This window comes from Waltera intestinalis, from assembly GCF_009695995.1.
GTDB lineage: Bacteria > Bacillota > Clostridia > Lachnospirales > Lachnospiraceae > Acetatifactor > Acetatifactor intestinalis.
Map to the genome: position 1 here is coordinate 129513 of NZ_VUMU01000003.1, position 19617 is coordinate 149129.

18 protein-coding genes are annotated in these 19617 nt (G+C 48.0%); 12 read left to right on the forward strand and 6 right to left on the reverse strand.

The features are described 5' to 3' along the window. Nucleotides 1-681: 681 nt before the first annotated feature. The gene (locus FYJ59_RS03990) at nucleotides 682-2073 is read right to left on the reverse strand and encodes an alanine/glycine:cation symporter family protein (protein ID WP_154495385.1); all 1392 of its coding nucleotides are present in this window, start codon (nucleotides 2071-2073) and stop codon (nucleotides 682-684) included. Between the two features lie 201 nt (nucleotides 2074-2274). On the opposite strand from FYJ59_RS03990, the gene FYJ59_RS03995 reads away from it, so the two are divergent. Both FYJ59_RS03995 and FYJ59_RS04000 read left to right on the forward strand, forming a co-directional pair. Further along, nucleotides 2275-4194, forward strand: a complete 1920-nt coding sequence (locus FYJ59_RS03995) for a glycoside hydrolase family 2 TIM barrel-domain containing protein (protein ID WP_154495387.1) — start codon at nucleotides 2275-2277, stop codon at nucleotides 4192-4194. Beyond that, a complete protein-coding gene (locus FYJ59_RS04000) occupies nucleotides 4169-5110 on the forward strand; it encodes a beta-galactosidase small subunit (protein WP_154495389.1) in 942 nt (313 codons plus the stop codon). Before FYJ59_RS03995 ends, FYJ59_RS04000 begins: the two co-directional genes overlap by 26 nt. Here FYJ59_RS04000 and FYJ59_RS04005 read toward each other — a convergent pair. Together FYJ59_RS04005 and FYJ59_RS04010 are read right to left on the reverse strand one after the other, a co-directional pair. Then, nucleotides 5089-5826 (reverse strand): NAD-dependent protein deacylase, encoded by a 738-nt coding sequence (locus FYJ59_RS04005; RefSeq protein ID WP_154495391.1) that lies wholly within the window; start codon nucleotides 5824-5826, stop codon nucleotides 5089-5091. The genes FYJ59_RS04000 and FYJ59_RS04005 overlap by 22 nt on opposite strands. 3 nt (nucleotides 5827-5829) lie before the next feature. Continuing rightward, the gene (locus FYJ59_RS04010; protein ID WP_154495393.1) at nucleotides 5830-7527 is read right to left on the reverse strand and encodes a hypothetical protein; all 1698 of its coding nucleotides are present in this window, start codon (nucleotides 7525-7527) and stop codon (nucleotides 5830-5832) included. A gap of 271 nt (nucleotides 7528-7798) precedes the next feature. Here FYJ59_RS04010 and FYJ59_RS04015 point away from each other — a divergent pair, with 271 nt between their 5' ends. From FYJ59_RS04015 to FYJ59_RS04060, 10 genes are all read left to right on the forward strand, one after another. Then, nucleotides 7799-8632 (forward strand): YdcF family protein, encoded by an 834-nt coding sequence (locus FYJ59_RS04015; protein ID WP_154495395.1) that lies wholly within the window; start codon nucleotides 7799-7801, stop codon nucleotides 8630-8632. 276 nt (nucleotides 8633-8908) lie between these two features. After that, complete coding sequence (locus FYJ59_RS04020; RefSeq protein WP_118547288.1) at nucleotides 8909-9091, forward strand: DUF951 domain-containing protein; 183 nt, start codon at nucleotides 8909-8911, stop codon at nucleotides 9089-9091. A 98-nt stretch (nucleotides 9092-9189) separates the two neighbouring features. Then, nucleotides 9190-9480 (forward strand): 30S ribosomal protein S6, encoded by a 291-nt coding sequence (gene rpsF / locus FYJ59_RS04025; protein ID WP_022154888.1) that lies wholly within the window; start codon nucleotides 9190-9192, stop codon nucleotides 9478-9480. Nucleotides 9481-9501: 21 nt separating this feature from the next. Next, a complete protein-coding gene (locus FYJ59_RS04030; RefSeq protein ID WP_154495397.1) occupies nucleotides 9502-9960 on the forward strand; it encodes a single-stranded DNA-binding protein in 459 nt (152 codons plus the stop codon). 66 nt (nucleotides 9961-10026) lie between these two features. Next, nucleotides 10027-10290, forward strand: a complete 264-nt coding sequence (rpsR, locus tag FYJ59_RS04035; RefSeq protein ID WP_022154890.1) for a 30S ribosomal protein S18 — start codon at nucleotides 10027-10029, stop codon at nucleotides 10288-10290. A gap of 79 nt (nucleotides 10291-10369) precedes the next feature. After that, complete coding sequence (locus FYJ59_RS04040; RefSeq protein WP_154495399.1) at nucleotides 10370-11200, forward strand: TrmH family RNA methyltransferase; 831 nt, start codon at nucleotides 10370-10372, stop codon at nucleotides 11198-11200. Between the two features lie 145 nt (nucleotides 11201-11345). Beyond that, on the forward strand, nucleotides 11346-13397 hold the full coding sequence (locus tag FYJ59_RS04045; protein ID WP_154495401.1) for a DHH family phosphoesterase: 2052 nt from the start codon (nucleotides 11346-11348) through the stop codon (nucleotides 13395-13397). 24 nt (nucleotides 13398-13421) lie between these two features. Then, nucleotides 13422-13868, forward strand: coding sequence for a 50S ribosomal protein L9 (gene rplI / locus FYJ59_RS04050; protein WP_022154893.1), 447 nt, complete (start codon nucleotides 13422-13424; stop codon nucleotides 13866-13868). A gap of 17 nt (nucleotides 13869-13885) precedes the next feature. Continuing rightward, entirely contained in the window at nucleotides 13886-15241 is a 1356-nt protein-coding gene (gene dnaB / locus FYJ59_RS04055; RefSeq protein ID WP_118547298.1) for a replicative DNA helicase, read from the forward strand. A gap of 119 nt (nucleotides 15242-15360) precedes the next feature. Beyond that, on the forward strand, nucleotides 15361-16053 hold the full coding sequence (locus FYJ59_RS04060; protein ID WP_154495405.1) for a helix-turn-helix domain-containing protein: 693 nt from the start codon (nucleotides 15361-15363) through the stop codon (nucleotides 16051-16053). 34 nt (nucleotides 16054-16087) lie between these two features. On the opposite strand, the gene FYJ59_RS04065 is transcribed toward FYJ59_RS04060, so the two are convergent. From FYJ59_RS04065 to pflB, 3 genes are all read right to left on the reverse strand, one after another. Beyond that, entirely contained in the window at nucleotides 16088-16258 is a 171-nt protein-coding gene (locus FYJ59_RS04065; RefSeq protein ID WP_022154896.1) for a DUF362 domain-containing protein, read from the reverse strand. A 147-nt stretch (nucleotides 16259-16405) separates the two neighbouring features. Next, complete coding sequence (pflA, locus tag FYJ59_RS04070) at nucleotides 16406-17143, reverse strand: pyruvate formate-lyase-activating protein (RefSeq protein WP_154495407.1); 738 nt, start codon at nucleotides 17141-17143, stop codon at nucleotides 16406-16408. Between the two features lie 129 nt (nucleotides 17144-17272). Continuing rightward, nucleotides 17273-19540, reverse strand: a complete 2268-nt coding sequence (pflB, locus tag FYJ59_RS04075) for a formate C-acetyltransferase (RefSeq protein WP_154495409.1) — start codon at nucleotides 19538-19540, stop codon at nucleotides 17273-17275. Nucleotides 19541-19617: the final 77 nt, after the last annotated feature.

The following is a 19617-nucleotide window of genomic DNA, read 5'->3' on the forward strand; positions in this document are numbered from 1 at the left end:
CCGCCGCATCTATGTCCGGGGGAGCAGTCCTTTTCTGCTGGGTTATGAAAAGCATCCCAATTATTTAGGCAGAGCATTTTACAATACATGCGCAGAAGTTAATAACAAGTTCTGCATTTTCATAAAAACTGTTATAAATGTTGTTTTTATGAAAAATATCCCCATCTTTTATGCTTCAAAACTAATAAATTTCATAAAATTCGAGATATTATAGAATTTATGAAAAAAAGGAATGTATTTTAAGAATTTTTTTCATAAATATAGTAAAATAAGTATCTTTTTATGAAACTAATAGCCCTTGGCAGGGCTACTGGTTTTTGAAAACTTTCCAAAACGCAGAACTCCCGGAGCATGCGGTGCCATGTCGAAGATGTTTGTCGGAGGATGTTGATATTTTCTAGAAAAGTGCTGAAAGACAGGGGGAAAGCGGACACGATGTCCGCGTCAGCCGATTGTCGACATGGATGTCGACTGTAGGCGGCCCCGTCATGACGAGAACTACTCATCACTTTTCGTAGAAAATTCACATCCGGAGACCTTACATCGAGACATGTGTATCGCATGCTCCGGGAGTTCGTGGATTTTGCCAATGTATTCAACTAACTCTCAATTTATCGTCATTATTAAACGAAAGAACTACATCATTTATCCAATGATCATAACGCAGATCCCATTCAGATACTATCCGTTTTCTTTTGCAAAATATTCCTTTGTCATCTTCACTACAACGCCGGACAGCAGGAACACGGCGATCAGGTTGGGAATGACCATGAGTCCGTTGAAAGTCTCGGCGATGCTCCACATGAGTCCCAGGTTCATGGTAGCGCCTACGATAGCTGTAAGGGAATACAGCACCATGAAAGGCATGTTGGAGCGGGAACCGAAGAGGAACTCGATACATCTCGTACCGTACAGTCCCCAGCCAATGATCGTCGAAAATGCGAAACAGCACATCGCCACGGCGGTAAAGATAGATACCCAGCTGCCGTAGACAGCGGTGAATCCACTGATGGTCAGTTCCGCACCGGCAGCTTCACCGTAATTTACGGGTACGCCACTGCACAGGATGACCAGCGCTGTCATGGTACAGATGATGATGGTGTCCACGAATACCTCAAAGATACCGAAGAAGCCCTGCTTTACCGGCTTTTTCGTGTCGGCACAGGCATGAGCGATAGATCCGGTACCAAGACCGGCTTCGTTGGAGAAGATACCGCGGGATACGCCCTTTTTCATACTCATGAAGAAGCTTCCGACCACACCGCCGGTGACAGAGGCGGGATGGAAAGCACCTTCTATAATAGAAGCAAATACAGCAGGTACAGACTTAATATGGAAAAAGATCACACCCAGTGCCAACACGATATACATGATCGCCATGAAAGGAACGAGTTTGGAGGTGACATTGCCGATACGCTTGATGCCGCCGATCAGGATCAGGGCAATGATGATCGACAGAGCCACGCCGATGATCAGGTTGACAAGCTTCACAGCATCTGCAGGCAGTACGTTAAAGCTGCTCAGAGCAGAATCAATGGCAGTAGTGATCGTATTGACCTGTGTGGCATTACCGGTACCAAACACAGCCAGCACACCGAAAGCGGCGAACAAATACGCCAGGAAGTGCCATTTTTTATCCAGTCCGTTCTTAATATAATACATAGGGCCGCCTACCAGATCTCCCTGTGCATTGGTCTCGCGGAAGTGTACAGCAAGCGTTACCTCGGCGAACTTGGTGCACATGCCGAACAGCGCAGATACCCACATCCAGAATACCGCACCGGGACCGCCAATGGCGATAGCACCTGCCACACCTGCCACATTACCGGTACCAACGGTAGCTGCGAGAGCGGTACATACCGCCTGGAAAGGTGTCAGGGCTCCATCGGAGGCTTCTTTTTTCTTCATCATACGTCCCAGTGTCACCTTCATGGCGTAGGGGAACTTGCGGATCTGCAGGAAACGCGTCCGAATACTTAAATACAGACCGACGCCGATGATACAGATCATGGCGGGGACGCCCCAGATGAAATTGTTGACAACACTGTTGACTGCTTCGATTGTGGATAACATAGACGAAATCTCCTATCATTTGTGGATATAAGACAAATACTTTTATAGATTAACATATTTTCACATATGCTGCCACTAAAATCTTGATTTCCGGGCAGTGTATCATGGAATCTGTTTTTTCCCAGAAGAGATAAATACTTGTTGCATGGAAGAAAATTCACAATTATTATAATAGAAAAGGGATAAATAAGGAGGAGCAAAATGGAAGCAGATATCAGATGGCTGGACGATCCACAGGTGTTCCGGGTCGGTCAACTGCCAGCCCACAGTGATCATCCGATCTATCAGGATACGGAAGAAGCGGCAGAGGGCAGAAGTTCCCTGGTACAGTCTCTGGACGGGACCTGGGAGTTCGCCTATTCGGTGAACGCGAAAAGCCGTCCGGTGAATTTTTATCGGGAGAATACTGCAAATGTAGAATTCGATACGATCTGTGTGCCGGGACATATTGAACTGGCAGGTTATGACCAAATTCATTATATCAATAATATGTATCCCTGGGAGGGGAAAATCTACCGCCGTCCGGCGTATACGTTGGGGAAAGGTCTGGCAGAAGGCGCTTTCAGTGAGGCGGAGTATAATCCTGTAGGAAGCTATCGCAAGCGTTTTCACCTGGCGGAAGGCCTGCGGGGGAAAAGGGTGATCATCTGTTTCGAAGGCGTGGAACAGGCGATGTATGTCTGGCTGAACGGGCATTTTGTGGGATATGCAGAGGACAGCTTTACCCCCTCCGAATTCGATCTGACACCCTATATTAAGGAAAAGGACAACCTGCTGGCGGTGGAAGTGCATAAGCGCAGTACGGCTGCTTTTCTGGAGGATCAGGATTTCTTCCGCTTTTTCGGAATCTTCCGGAGTGTGGAATTATATGCCAAGCCGCAGTGGCACGTGGAAGACCTTTGGGCGAAGCCTTATTTTTCCGTAGAGGATGGAAAAGGCATGTTAGATGCAGCAATCAAAATATCTGCTGAGGATGAAGGACAGCGTCCGGGCAAAATGCGTGTATGCCTGTCGGATGCCAACGGGAAATGCCTGTTGGAGCAGACACAGATTTTGCAGTCACAGGTGGAACAAACGTTGCACATTCGGGAAACATTGGCAGAAAAAGTAATCCCCTGGAGCCATGAGACCCCGTACTTATATCAGTTGGAGATCACTCTGACAGACAGTGAGGGGGAAGTGACGGAAGTGGTGCCGTATAAAATAGGCTTCCGTGATTTTGTGCTGGATCCGCAGGATAAGGTAATGAAGCTGAATGGTGAGCGACTGGTGATCTGTGGCGTGAACCGTCATGAGTGGAATGCAGCATCCGGCAGATGTATTTCAATGGAAGACATGAAATGGGATATTGCCTGCTTCAAACGCAACAACATCAATGCAGTCAGAACCTGTCATTATCCGGACCGCAAGGAATGGTACGGACTGTGCGATGAAGCCGGAATCTATGTGATGGCGGAGACCAATCTGGAGAGCCACGGTTCCTGGCAGAAGATGGGTGACACAGAGCCCTCCTGGAATGTACCGGGTTCTGTACCGGAATGGAAGGAAGCGGTAGTGGACCGCGCCAGAACAAATTTTGAATGTTATAAGAATCATCCGTCAATCCTGTTCTGGTCCCTTGGCAATGAATCCTATGCCGAGGATGATATCGCTGCGATGCAGCAGTTCTTCAAGGAAAAAGATGACTTGCGTCTGGTGCACTATGAGGGTGTTTTCCATAACAGGGCATATGAGGATGTGATTTCCGATATGGAGAGCCGGATGTATGCATATCCGCAGGAGATTATAGATTATCTGGAAAACGATCCGAAAAAGCCGTATCTGTTGTGCGAATATATGCATGATATGGGAAATTCCCTGGGTGGAATGAATTCCTATATGGACCTGTTGGACCGTTTTGAGATGTACCAGGGTGGATTTATCTGGGACTATATCGACCAGGCACTGTGGGTAAAGGACGAAGTAACGGGACGCAGAGTACTGCGCTACGGAGGAGATTTTGATGACAGACCCAGTGATTATGAATTTTCAGGGAATGGAATCTTATTCGCAGACCGTAGTGAAAAACCGGCAATGCAGGAGGTGAGATATTATTATGGCACTCAGAATCGTAATCGGTGATGTGACTATAGGTATACAGGGACAGGATTTTTCCTATATTTTCTCCGTGGGATGCGGAGGCATGGAGTCTTTATATAAGGATGGCAAAGAGTGGCTGTACAGGACTCCCCGACCGGCTTTCTGGCGAGCGGTCACGGATAATGACAGAGGGTGTGGATTCGCATTCCGCAGTGCAGTATGGTCCGCGGCGGATCGTTTTGTACGCTGCAGCCGGGTAGAGGCCCGGATGGATGGAGAGGAGATTGCCATCCCGCTGGCACCGGCGAATAATAAATACACCGGAAAAGAGACCTGTGACAGATTCGAGATGATCTATACGTATGAGACGCCGACAGTTCCGGCCACGGAGGTGATAGTGACTTATACGGTGGAAACGGATGGCAGAATCCATGTGCAGGCAGAGTATCGCGGACAACAGGGTCTGCCGGAGCTTCCGGTATTCGGAATGAGGTTCCTGATGCCCACCGCAGCGGAGAGGTATACCTATGAAGGACTGTCCGGAGAGACCTATCCGGACCGTATGGCAGGAGGAATCCCCGGTGTGTATGAAGTACAGGGCCTGCCGGTGACACCTTATATGGTACCTCAGGATTGCGGAATGCATATGCAGACCAAATGGCTGGAGATCGTCAGGAAGACTTCCCTGGATAATACAGACCGTGGAGGAAGAAGCAGCCGTTTGAAAATAACCGCGGAAGAGGGAAAAGACTTCGCATTTTCCTGTCTGCCCTATACGGCGCAGGAACTGGAAAATGCCATGCATCACGAGGAACTCCCTCCTGCCCGCAGGACGGTGGTATCCATCTTGGGAGCAGTGAGAGGCGTGGGAGGTATCAACAGCTGGGGTGCTGATGTGGAAGACATTTATCATATCAGCGGAGAGCAGGATATCTCTTACGGATTCTGGATCGAGTGAAATACTTCCCCGATCGGTCCCTGAATCAGGAGATTCGCATTTTTGTCTCTGGGGGTCGCACTTTTGTTGATGACCACCAGCTTATCACCCTGAAAATAATCAATTAACCCGGCTGCGGGATAGACAGCCAGAGAAGTGCCGCCGATGATCAGGACATCTGCTTCGTGGATGTATCTGACGGCGGCATTTATCGTCTTTTCATCCAGTCCTTCCTCGTACAGGACCACATCCGGTTTAATGGTGCCACCGCATTTCTCACAGTGCGGTATGCCGGTGCTGTTTAAGATAGCATTCAGACCGTAGAACTGATGACATTTTTCACAGTAATTGCGAAGTACGGAGCCGTGAAGCTCCAGGACAGTCTTACTTCCAGCGGCCTGATGCAGTCCATCGATATTCTGTGTTATTACAGCACGTACTTTTCCGGCACGTTCCAGCTCCGCCAGCTTTTTATGGGCGGCGTTCGGCTGAGCTTTTGGGAAGAGCATCTTATTCCGGTAAAAACGGAAAAATTCTTCCGGATGGGAACGGTAAAAGCTGTGACTCAATATGGTCTCCGGAGGATAGTCGTATTGCTGATGGTACAGACCGTCCACGCTGCGGAAGTCTGGAATCCCACTTTCGGTGGAGACACCGGCACCGCCGAAAAATACAATGTTATCGTAGGTATCAATGATCTTTTGCAATTTCTGAATCTGTTCCTTCAAATTTTCCATAAGTTATTCCTCCTTTTCCTGATGAGAATTACGAAAATTATGAAAATATTGTTTCAGTACCGGCTGCAGACCGGCGTAAGTCGTACCGATCGCCAGATATTTAAACAGCTGCAGCAGAATATAGACACCGCAGGAATAAAAGCTGTTGATGAATTTCTGCATATCGTCGGTAAACCATCCGGTAAACAGACCGCAGCCAAAACGCAGTAAAACAGCACTAAGCAAGATCCCGCAGCTTAGGATCCACAGTTCCAGATCGGTTCGGTCTCCATGGAAGAGTCCGTGGATCACGCGGACGGTCAGCACAAGGAGAGCAAGCAGAGACAGCAAAAATACGGGCTTTCCCAACACTTGATAGACGGCATTCATTTTATTCAGAAGAGATACCATACCGGAACTATAGACTTCATTGAAATCATATAAGGTCTCGTCGGCAATGGAATCATAATCTGCCGCCTGGAACTGTGACAGTGTAGGATACACTGCCAGGCAGGAGGTAAATGCCTCCATCCGGCGGATATCCGACAGACGCCCGGTGCTTTTGGCAGAGCTGCTTAGGGCACAGTCCGTATAACCGGCGATCTTCCATATATTTTGCAGAGTATCAGACAGGATACGCGGAATTTCCGAAGGTAATATTCCTCTGGATTGGGAGGAAAAATAGAGCGCACCGTCCTGCCTTTTTGTTAAATCACCCCGCTCTACTGCCGCATGGAGCTCAGAGAGAACGCTGCCGTAAAAGGTCTGCGCACTGACGGCATCCGGGGAATAGCCGGAGTCCTGTACCGCATCCCGTAACACCCAGCTGAAGTGGTCACCGGGGATCTCTCCGTTACTCGTAGACCAGTCTTCCACATAGGAATCTAATAGCGGCTGGAGCTGTTGCAGGGTCGGACTGACGGCCTCCGCTCTGGCAATCGTCTCCCTGGAGATCCAGATGTCGGAGCCTGCTTCCGTATTGCCCTGCAGATGATAGAATAGGGACATCAGTTCGGCAAAATTTCCCTCCGTGCGGTCGTTGGTCAGGAATACACCGTAGTGGACCTGATTGATGGCGGAAATCGTCATATTGCCGCCAAACAGAAGCAATATCGGCAGCAGAAGTATGAAGCATTGGAGCAAAAGCTGCCGTCCTGTCCGCTTTTTATGCAGTGCCAGTATCACATAGCCTACATTCCATACTGTCATGACAGCGATAAACGGCAGGATCCAGACGGAATCCTCCCGGATCTGCCAGAAAAAGGCAAGAGCCATGCCGGTCAGAACTGCCCAGGGAAGCTGCTTTTTCAAGGGAAGCTCCTTGCGCAGGGTAAGACCGATCATGCCGGAAAATACAACCAGCACCATTCCGGGAACAATAGCCATACGGTACAGGCGCTGTGTCACCAGCTGCGTCAGACTGATGGGAGAAAATAACAGAAGCAGATACAGGAGCGTCTGTCCATAGGGATTCTTCCATCTGACGGATAATGCGCGGACGAACAGCCAGGCACCCACAGCCTGCAGTAGAGCCAGCAGCACGGAATATGGCAGACATAATTTTTTCGCAAGAACCAGAAACATCGGATATCCGATCCCTTTGGCGAGAGCATAGGCGTCGTAGCTGCCCAGCCATACGCCACTTAACAGATCGCAGGCATTCTCGAACAGCATCCGGTCGTCATAGCGCTGGTCGGCGAGGATCATATAAGGGATCCGCAATCCGGCAAGTATCCGGAGGGTAGTAAAAAACAAAATTATGATAGGAAGACATTTTGTGAAATTTGTTTTTGATGTCGGTCTGCACATAAGAATCCTTCTTCTCTAAAGTATTATACTAATCAATTACATCACATTTTTCCGCAAGGTACAAGTCAGCCGATGCCGGTAAAAGAAAAATTTTTAAAAAATTAAGAAAACCCTAAACTATGTGGTATTGAGCCAGGTGCTGCAGATATGCTACAATAAGCCATAGGGAAAGATTGGAGGATATATGAAGAGGGACCGCTTGATTCCGGTGGAAAAAAGTAAAAAAGTGATCTATCTGGATCCCAGAGGCAGAGGCGTGGATCAGAAGCATTACGGAGCAATGGCACTGTATGTTCTGGCGGTGCTGTGTGCGCTGTATTGTGTGGGAATCGGGCTGTTTGTCGGCTTTGGCAGTTATTTTTTCCTGATCTGGGGCGCGATCGCCGCGTTTTGTGCTGCATGGGGCTGGATACTGACTCATAAATCCGTACAGGAGAGAATCCCGCGCTGGATCCGGATGACGTTCTGCGGGCTGGTGGCAGCGGGAATACTGCTACTCCTTATATTAGAAGGAATGATCTTCGGGCAGTTCGGCGCGAAAGCAGAGGAGGGAGCGGACTACGTCATCATACTGGGAGCTCAGTGGAAGACTACCGGCCCCAGCTATGTACTGCAGAAACGTCTGGATAAAGCCATAGAATACCTGAATGCCAATCCGGAGACGAAAGTCATCGTGTCCGGTGGACAGGGTTATAACGAGCCTGTCAGCGAAGCGGAGGGTATGAAAGGATATCTTGCGGATGCAGGAATCGATCCGGAGAGGATACTTGCGGAGGATGCTTCCACGAATACGACACAGAATCTGATCTACAGCGGAGAACTGTTGAATAAATCGGAGGACAGTGTGGTCGTTGTCACCAATAATTTTCATATGTTCCGAGCTCTTGCCATTGCGAAGAAGCAGGGATATCTGCATGTGGAGGGACTGTCAGCCGGAACTTTTCCTCTTACAGTACCGAATAATCTGCTGAGAGAAGCTTTTGGAATCGTGAAGGATTTTATGGCGAACAACTTATAGGATACCAGGGTCAAAAGGTCTAAGCCCACATGAGCTTGCTCATAAGTGGGTGAAAGACCTTAGGACCCGCCCCGATATGAGCATAAAAGTGGGATGATAATCCCACGATATGCGAATATTGGGTAGGATTGAGGGAGTGCGTAGCACGAAGCAATCCGTAGGTATCAAAGTCGGGGGCCTTTGACCCCGACATCCTTATAATAAGGTTACAGGTACCGGCTGCGAAGTGCCGGCACAGGAGTGGACATACAGACAAGAGAGACGAGGAAGAGCGTTATGGACATTAATGTGGGAGATGTATTGAAACTGAAAAAACAACATCCCTGCGGAAGCAGAGAATGGGAAGTACTCCGCGTGGGAGCGGACTTTCGACTGAAATGTCTGGGCTGCGGTCACCAGATTATGATCGCACGGAAATTACTAGAAAAAAATGTGAAAGAAATCGTTGAAAAAGCTTGAAAAGTGCACAGGAATATGGTAACATGTTCTTTCGTGAGACACTTTATTCCTTGCTCATATGTGAAATATGGGCCAGAGACCAAAAGGAGGTAACTAACATGAACAAGTACGAATTAGCCGTTGTTGTTAGCGCTAAGATCGAGGATGATGAGAGAGCAGCCGTTGTTGACAAGTGCAAGGCACTGGTTGAGAGATTCGGCGGCAACATCACAGAAGTGGACGAGTGGGGCAAGAAGAAGCTTGCTTACGAAGTTCAGAAGATGAAAGAAGCTTTCTACTACTTCATCAGATTCGAAGCTGAGAGCACTGTTCCTGCAGAGATCGAGAGCCGTGTTCGTATCATGGACAACGTGATCAGATACTTATGCGTTAGACAGGACGAGGCATAAACAGAAAGCGAGAAGCGAAATATGAATAAAGTAATTCTTATGGGACGTTTAACAAGGGATCCTGAGGTGAGATATTCTCAGGGAGCTACCGCAACAGCGATCGCTCGTTTTTCCATTGCAGTAGATAGAAGATTTAAGCGTGATGGCGAGCCGGATGCTGATTTTATTAACTGTGTAGCGTTTGGTAAGACTGGTGAGTTTATCGAGAGATATGGCCACAAGGGAACAAAGTTCGTTGTGGAAGGACGTATCCAGACCGGCAGTTATACCAATAAGGATGGACAGCGTGTGTACACTACCGATGTAGTGGCTGAGAACGTAGAGTTCGCAGAGAGCAAGAACGCATCTGCCGGCAATAATGACGGTGGATACCAGAACGCTGGTTTTGGTGGTGGTAATAATGCCCCCGCTCCTTCCGGAGCCGGTGATGGTTTTATGAACATCCCTGACGGCATCGATGAAGAATTACCCTTTAACTAAGTTTCAGTGACAAGCGGAGCTGACACCCGCCTCTGCCCTGACAGATTCCGATAGGAGGTAATAATAATGGCTTTTAATAAGACTGAGAAGACCGATTCTCCGATGAGAAAAAAAGGCGGTATGCGCAGAAGAAAGAAAGTTTGCGTATTCTGCGGTAAAGATAACGTAATCGATTACAAGGATACAGCTAAGCTGAAGAAGTATGTATCTGAGAGAGGTAAGATCCTTCCTCGTCGTATTACCGGTACTTGCGCAAAGCATCAGAGAGCACTGACCGTTGCTATCAAGAGAGCACGTCACGTAGCACTTATGCCTTACGTAGCTGAATAATTCAGACTAAGATAGTAGTAAGAGACCAGCCGCAAAAGTGGCTGGTCTTTTTTCGACGTATGCAAGGAGACGAAGCGGCATGAGAAGAATACCAATCACAGATTTACATACACCGGAACTGGAGATTTACAACGAACGCAGGGAAATACAGCTACTCCGCTATTACGAACCGGCTCCCGGGTTGTTCATTGCGGAGAGTGCAAACGTGATTCTACGGGCGCTGACGGCGGGATACGAACCGTTGTCGCTTCTGATGGAACAGAGAGAAGCGGATTCCGAGAAGGGAAGAGAAGTCCTGGGGCGGATCATGGAGAGATTGGAGGAAATTCCTGTCTATGTGTCATCTAACGAGGTATTATCCCAAATCTCAGGCTTCAAGCTGGCGCGTGGCATGCTCTGTGCCATGCAGCGGAGAGCTTTGCCGAAGATGGAGGAGCTGTGTCGGGATGCCAAACGCATCGCTATCCTGGAAAATGTCGTGAATCCCACGAATGTAGGAGCAATCTTCCGCTCCGCAGCAGCACTGGGGATTGATGCGGTGCTCTTGACTGCAGGCTGCAGCGACCCGTTGTACCGTCGTGCGGCAAGAGTCAGCATGGGGACGGTATTCCAGGTGCCCTGGACATTTTTGGGGACGGAAGACTGGGCGGATCGCACGATGGCACAGCTGCGTGGCATGGGATATCGTACCGCAGCCATGGCGTTAAAGGAAGACAGCCTGTCACCGGATGCCCGGGTATTACATGAAGCGGAAAAGCTTGCAATTATTCTGGGGACGGAAGGGGAAGGTCTGGCAGCGGACACCATCGCAGAATGTGATTACACGGTCTGTATCCCCATGGCAAGAGGTGTGGATTCCCTGAATGTAGCGGCAGCCAGTGCGGTAGCATTCTGGGAATTATGCAGATAAGAGCGATTTTAACCCGAAATGCTGACAAAAAGCACAAATTTGACAGAGGAATATTGTCTATTCGTCAAAATAATATGGTGGCGGAGAGCTTTATTATTTGTTATAATAGAAGTTGTCGAACGCAAACATTGAGAGGTGTTCTTTGATGAAAAAACGAATCAGACTGAAGGGAAGAATCCGTACATATATTCAGTTCACCCTGTATCTGGGACTTCTGCTGCTGGCAATTGATGCCGCGGTATTTATGCTGGATTTTCGTGCCGGACTGCTTACTTTCGGATTTACGATCTTCTATTTTGCAATTACACTGACATTGTATTTCTATAATAAACCGATCATTATGAACGAACTGATCAGTTTTGCCACGGAGTATGGGCAGATCCAGCGGAAACTGTTGCGGGATCTGGACCTGCCGTATGCCCTTTTGGACGATTCCGGCAAGGTGATCTGGACGAACATTGCCTTTGAAAATGTGGTGCACCAGCCAAAGGGATATAACAAATCCATTACTTCCCTGTTCCCTACCATTACCAGGGACAGGCTTCCGGATGATTCCGGTGTGGATGAGGCACAGTACGAGCTGGAGTATGAAGGCTGTGAATACGTAGCAAAGTTCCGTAAGATTTCCCTGAAGGAAATGGCAGAACACAGCGATATGATCGATGCGGAAGGGTATAACGGCTATTTGATCGCGGTCTATCTGTTTGATGAGACCGCGCTGCACATTGCATTGCAGGAAGTGGATGATCAGAGCCTCACGGTGGGGATGATCTACCTGGATAACTATGAGGAAGCGCTGGAGAGCGTAGAGGAAGTCCGCAGGTCACTGCTGATCGCATTGATCGACCGTAAGGTGAACAAATACATTGCTTCTCTGGATGGTATCAGTAAAAAGCTGGAGAAGGACAAATACCTTGTGATCATGCGGAAAAAAGCGGTGGCGCAGCTGCAGGAGAGCCGTTTTGATCTGTTGGAAGAAGTGAAGACCGTTAACATCGGTAACGAAATGGCTGTGACTATCAGTATCGGTATCGGACTGGATGGTCTGACCTATGCACAAAATTATGAGTTTGCCCGTACCGCCATTGATCTGGCATTGGGACGTGGTGGTGACCAGGCGGTCATCAAGACTCCGGAGAGCATTACCTACTACGGCGGCAAGAGTCAGCAGGTAGAGAAAAATACCCGTGTCAAGGCGAGAGTAAAAGCCCACGCCCTGCGGGAGATCATTACCGGCAAGGATCGCGTCATTGTTATGGGTCACCGGATGCCGGATGTGGACAGCTTCGGGTCTGCAGTGGGTATCTACCGGATTGCCCAGACTTTGGGCAGAAAAGCCCATATTGTACTGAACGAGGCGACGACTTCTGTTCAGCCTCTGGTAGAGCTGTTTAAGAATAACCCGGAATATGATGAAGATATGATCATCACCAGCCAGCAGGCAATTGATATGGCAGGCAGCAACACCGTACTGGTAGTCGTGGATGTCAATAAGCCGTCCATTACAGAATGCCCGGATCTGTTGCGCTTCTGTAAATCTGTAGTGGTTCTGGACCATCACAGACAGGGCACAGAGACTATAGAAAATGCCACATTATCCTATGTGGAGCCTTATGCATCCTCGGCCTGTGAGATGGTATCCGAGATCCTGCAGTACACTTATGACAATATCAAGATTCGTACGGAAGAGGCGGATTGTATGTACTCCGGTATCATGATCGATACCAACAACTTTATGACCAAGACCGGTGTCCGCACCTTTGAAGCTGCCGCATTTCTGCGTAGAAATGGCGCAGATGTCACCAGAGTCAGAAAACTGTTCCGTGAGGATGCTGCAGAATATAAGGCAAAGGCAGACGCAGTCAGCCAGGCAGAGATTTACAAGCAGTTTTTTGCCATCTCTCTGTGTACCGCGGAGGATCTGCCCAGTCCTACGATCATTGGGGCACAGGCAGCCAACGAACTGCTGAATATCAAAGGAATCAAGGCAAGTTTCGTACTCACGGATTATCAGGGTAAGATCTATGTCAGTGCCAGATCCATTGATGAGGTTAATGTACAGATCATTATGGAACGTATGGGTGGCGGCGGTCACATGAACACTGCAGCCTGTCAGATGGAGGGTGTAGGATTGGTAGAAGCCATCGGCGTGCTGAAGCATACCATTGACGATATGTTGGAATCCGGAGAGATTTAGAGATAGGAAAGGCAGGTATATAACATGAAAATTATTTTACTTCAGGATGAAAAAAAGCTGGGCAAAAAAGGAGATATCATTGAAGCCAGCGAAGGATATGCAAGGAACTATATTTTACCGAAAAAGATCGGTGTGGAAGCAACTTCCAAAAATATGAATGACCTGAAGCTTCAAAAAGCGAATGAAGAAAAAGTAGCACAGGAGAACCTGGATGCGGCAAAAGCTCTGGCAGCGGAGCTGGAGACTAAGCAGGTCATGGTTAAGATCAAAGCAGGAGAAGGCGGCAAGACCTTTGGCTCCGTATCTTCCAAGGAGATCGCAACTGCCTGCAAGGAACAGCATGGCATTGAAATCGATAAGAAGAAAATTGTACTTCCCGAGAGCCTGAAGAATTTTGGCTCCTATGAGGTGACAGTAAAGCTTCATCCCCAGGTGGCAGCAAAATTGACGGTGAAAGTTACGGAGGCATAGACAGACCCATGCCGGCTATAGATGAAAATGTAATCAAAAGAATAATGCCCCACAGCCTGGAGGCAGAACAGTCGGTGATCGGATCTATGTTCATCGATACGGAGGCAATCGCTGCCGCGACGGAACAGATCTCGGGAGAGGATTTCTACAATCGTCAGTACGGTATTGTATTTGACACGATCGTGGAATTGAACAACGAGGGAAAACCGGTGGATTTTGTTACCCTGCAGGATCGACTGAGATCCAGGGAAGATGTGCCGCCGGAGGTCAGCGGACTGGATTTCCTGACGAACCTGATCGCATCGGTGCCCACCTCCGCTAACATTAAGTACTATGCCGGTATTGTTGCGGAGAAAGCAACCCTCAGACGACTGATTCGTACCAACGAAGAGATTGCCAATACCTGCTACAGCGGGAAAGAAAGTCTGGATACAATCCTGGAGAGTACCGAGAGCAAGATCAATGAGGTGGTACAGAAAAAGAATGTAAAAGAGTTCGTCCCGATCCGTACGGTGGTTATGAATGCTATGGACAAGATCGAGAAGGCATCCAAGCTTCACGGAACGGTTACAGGTATTGCCACCGGATTCATTGATCTGGATTATCGTACTGCCGGTATGCAGCCCTCTGACCTGGTGCTGATCGCCGCCCGTCCTTCCATGGGTAAGACAGCGTTTGTACTGAATATCGCGCAGCATGTGGCTTTTAAGCAGAATCTGCCGGTAGCCATATTCAGTCTGGAAATGAGTAAGGAGCAGTTGATCAACCGTATGTTTTCCCTGGAATCCAGCGTGGATGCACAGAAGCTTCGTACCGGCCAGCTGAATGACCAGGAGTGGGAGCGGCTGATCGAGAGTGCCGGTGTCATCGGTAAATCCAAACTGATGATTGATGACACGCCGGGCATCAGCATTGCAGAGCTCCGCTCCAAATGCAGAAGAATGAAACAGGAAAATGGACTGTCCATGATCATCATCGACTATTTACAGTTGATGTCAGGCAGCGGCGGCAGAAGCAGCGACTCCAGACAGCAGGAGATCTCCGATATTTCCCGTTCCTTAAAGGCGGTAGCCAGAGAGCTGTCCGTGCCGGTACTGGCACTGTCCCAGCTGAGCCGAGCCGTAGAGCAGAGACCGGATCACAGACCTATGTTGTCCGACCTGCGTGAATCCGGAGCTATCGAGCAGGATGCCGACGTGGTAATGTTTATTTACCGTGATGATTATTACAACCATGATTCACCGGACAAGGGTATTTCCGAGATCATCATTGCCAAGCAGAGAAACGGTCCGATCGGAACCGTACAGCTGGCATGGCTGCCGGAGTACACCAAGTTCGCTAACCTGGAAAACGACAGAAAAAAAGATTTTTAAGTATCCTGCGAATACAGAATATAAAACACGAAAGAGAACAAGTAAGGGAAATTCCCCTGTACCTGTTCTCTTTTTTATTTCACATTTTCATAATATGACAATTTAGAAAAGGAGAGATTATGGGAGAGTATTTATTGATTTCGGATGCAGCAAAACAGGTAAAGGTGGAGAGCCACGTGCTCCGCTACTGGGAGGAAGAATTGCACCTGCCCATCAAGCGTAACGAATTGGGGCATCGATATTATACGAAAGAAGATGTAGAACGCTTCAAAGAGATCAAGAGCATGAAAGAAAGGGGATTACAGTTGAAAGCAATCAAAATGATATTAAAGGATGGAAAACTGGATGTACTGCCGGAGGAAAAGACAGAAAAAGAAGCGCCTTCCACACCGCATATGGCGATCGAGATCGTGGATGAGACAGCGAAGAAAACGGCACCGCCACCGGCGCAGGAGACCTCGCTGTCAGGGGAGAACCGGGAAGAGAAAGTCAAGAGACTGCAGTGGATATTACAGCAGATGATCCGCGAGGCAGTGCGGGAAAATAATCAGGAACTGTGCAGAGAACTAAAGGAGAGCATGGTCAAAGAACTGGATTATCAGTTCCGTAATAGGGAAGAACGGGAAGAGGAGAGAGATCGCAGGCTGGAACAGCGCAGTGAAGAATATTATCAGAAAATGGACGAACTGTTACGGAAAAAGACCAAAGGACGGCTGCAAAAACAGCCGAAAGAAGCAATCGGAAATCTGGAAGAAAGTGATAAGAATAATAAAAATAAGGCAAAAAAAAAGAAAAGGCATTTCATTTTCTGAAATGCCTTTCCCGGGTCGTGTTCTAAGTCAGGAATTAATCCTCTGCGATAGCACCAACGGGGCACTGACCTGCGCAGGAACCGCAACTGATGCACTTATCTGCATCGATTTCGAACTTTCCGTCGCCCATGCTGATAGCGCCAACGGGGCACTGTGCCTCACAAGCTCCACATGCTACACAAGCATCACCAATAACAAATGCCATAATCTTTTCCTCCTATTTTGCGTGTATCAAATTATCTTGTTTGATACAAATTTATCAATATAACTATTAGTATTGTAATATAAATAGGGCTTGAATACAAGTCTTATTTAGTCTTATTTAGTATTTTTTATCATTAGTTACAGTTGTTTATTTATATTTATTGAACTCCAGGATCTTCTTCGCATTCTGAATTCTCTCCTCGGTGGGGGGCTCTACACCCTCCAGCTTATAGGGAATTCCCAGCTCTTTCCATTTGTATTCACCTAATGTGTGATAGGGAAGAACCTCTACCTTCATAACGGTATTCAGAGTGTCAATGAATTCTCTTGTTTTCTTCAGATATTCGTCATTGTCAGTGATTCCGGGTACCAGTACATGACGGATCCACATAGGGATACCCTGCTCGGAGAGGTATCTTGCGCAGTCCAGAATGTTCTTGTTGGTATGACCGGTGAGTTTTTTGTGCTCCTCATCATCAATATGCTTGATGTCCAACATGACAAGATCGGTATATTTCAGTAATTCGTTGAATTTGGAGAAGAAGGGCTCTTCTCTGGTAAAAGGCTGTCCGGAAGTATCAAGGTTGGTGTTGATGCCTCTCTCGTGAGCCTTACGGAAGAGATCGATGAGAAAATCGATCTGTAATAAAGCTTCACCGCCGCTGACGGTGATGCCGCCTTCTTTGCCCCAGTAGCTGCGGAAACGCTCTGCCTTATCTAACAGCTCATCTGCTGTCATGAGATTGTCAGTGTCAGGATTCCAGGTATCTACATTGTGGCAATATTGACAACGCATATTGCAGCCCTTGAGGAAGATAAGATAGCGGATTCCGGGTCCGTCTACTGCGCCGAAGGATTCTAATGAGTGAATTCTGCCTTTGATCATTGTAATAATCTCCATTCTCTGCCATGCAGGCAGCTGAGGGGTGAGTGTTACGAATAGTATATCCAAAAAAGGACCGGACATTACTGCCCGGCCCCATATACATCCTATTATCTTAGAAACCTGTAAGGATTACAGACTCTTATGGCAGGTTCTTGCGATAACATCATCCTGCTGCTCCTTGGTCAGGCTGATGAACTTAACAGCATAACCGGATACACGGATGGTGAAGTTAGCGTACTCAGGCTTCTCAGGATGAGCCTGTGCATCTAACAGCTTCTCGGTACCGAATACGTTAACGTTGAGGTGATGAGCACCACGATCAAAGTAACCGTCCATTACACGTACCAGAGTTTCTTTCTGCTCGTTAAGGTCGTGACCAAGAGCGGAAGGAGCCATGGTCTGGGTATTGGAGATACCGTCCAGAGCGTACTCATAAGGCAGCTTAGCAACAGAGTTCAGGGATGCAAGCAGACCGCTCTTCTCAGCACCGTAGGAAGGTGATGCACCGGGAGCGAAAGGCTTGTAAGCTTCTCTTCCGTCAGGCAGAGCACCGGTAGCCTTACCATATACAACGTTAGAAGTAATGGTCAGTACGGAAGTGGTAGGCTCGGAATTTCTGTAGGTCTTGTTCTTCTTGATCTTCTCCATGAAGGTCTTCAGCAGCCATACAGCGAATTCATCAGCTCTGGGATCATCGTTACCGTATTTAGGGAAGTCACCTTCAGTCTTGAAGTCGATAGCACAACCCTGGTCATCACGGATAACCTTAACCTTAGCATACTTAATAGCGGACAGGGAGTCTGCTACGTGGGACAGACCTGCAATACCGGTTGCAAAAGTTCTTCTTACGTCGGTATCGATCAGAGCCATCTCAGCTGCTTCATAGTAGTACTTATCATGCATATAGTGGATCAGGTTCAGGATGTTAACATACAGAGATGCACACCAGTCAAGCATGATGTCATATTTATGCATAACTTCGTCGAAATCAAGGTACTCGGAAGTGATAGGAGCGATTTCAGGACCGCACTGCATATGTTTGCCGTTCTTGTCCAGATGCTTCTCATCCTTACCACCGTTGATAGCGTACAGTAAGCACTTAGCCAGGTTAGCACGAGCACCGAAGAACTGGATCTCCTTACCGGTCTGTGTAGCGGATACGCAGCAGCAGATGCTGTAGTCATCGCCCCAGATAGGCTTCATAACGTCATCGTTCTCATACTGGATGGAAGATGTGGTTACGGAAATCTTAGCTGCATACTTCTTGAAGTTAGCAGGCAGAGCGCTGGAGTACAGAACAGTCAGGTTCGGCTCGGGGCTGGGTCCCATGTTCTCCAGAGTATGAAGGAAACGATAGTCGTTCTTGGTAACCATATGACGACCGTCCATTCCGATACCAGCAACTTCCAGAGTAGCCCATACAGGGTCGCCGGAGAACAGCTGGTTGTAAGAAGGAATACGAGCGAACTTAACCATACGGAACTTCATGGTCAGATGGTCGATCAGCTCCTGAGCTTCTTTCTCGGTCAGGGTGCCTTCCTTTAAGTCTCTTTCAATATAGATATCCAGGAAAGTGGAGATACGTCCTACGGACATAGCTGCACCGTTCTGGGTCTTGATAGCTGCCAGGTAACCGAAGTATAACCACTGGATAGCTTCCTTAGCGTTGGTAGCGGGACCGGAAATATCGTAGCCGTAGATCTTAGCCATTTCCTTCATTCCCTGCAGAGCCTTGATCTGATCAGCGATCTCTTCTCTCAGACGGATGATTTCCTCGGTCATAACGCCGGTACCGCAGTTCTTCTTATCCTTCTGCTTCTGCTCGATCAGGAAATCGATACCGTACAGAGCAACTCTTCTGTAGTCGCCTACGATACGTCCACGACCATAGGTGTCGGGAAGACCGGTAACGATATGGGTATGACGTGCAACCTTCATCTCATCGGTATAAGCATCAAATACTGCCTGGTTGTGAGTCTTGTGATACTCATTGAAGATCTTGTCATATTTTTCATTTACTTCGTAGCCATAGGTGCTTGCAGCCTGCTGAGCCATCTTAATACCACCATAAGGCATGAATGCTCTCTTTAAAGGCTTGTCTGTCTGCAGACCAACGATCTGCTCCAGATCCTTCATAGATTCATCAATATAGCCAGGGCCATAAGCGGTCAGTCCGGATACAACCTCGGTCTCACATTCCAGAACGCCGTTATGCTCACGCTCTTCCTTCTGTAACTCCTGAAGTCTGCCCCAAAGCTTATCAGTTGCTTCGGTAGGTCCCTCCAGGAAGCTCTCATCTCCATCATACGGAGTGTAGTTGGTCTGGATGAAGTTACGTACATTGACGTCTACATCCCAGTGGCCATCTTTTTTAAAGCCTCTCCATGCTTCTGCCATGAAAATTTACCTCCTTCTGGTAAAAACAATTAATATTATCAACTGAGAGTACCAGTTGCGCTGGCATCCCAAGCTGT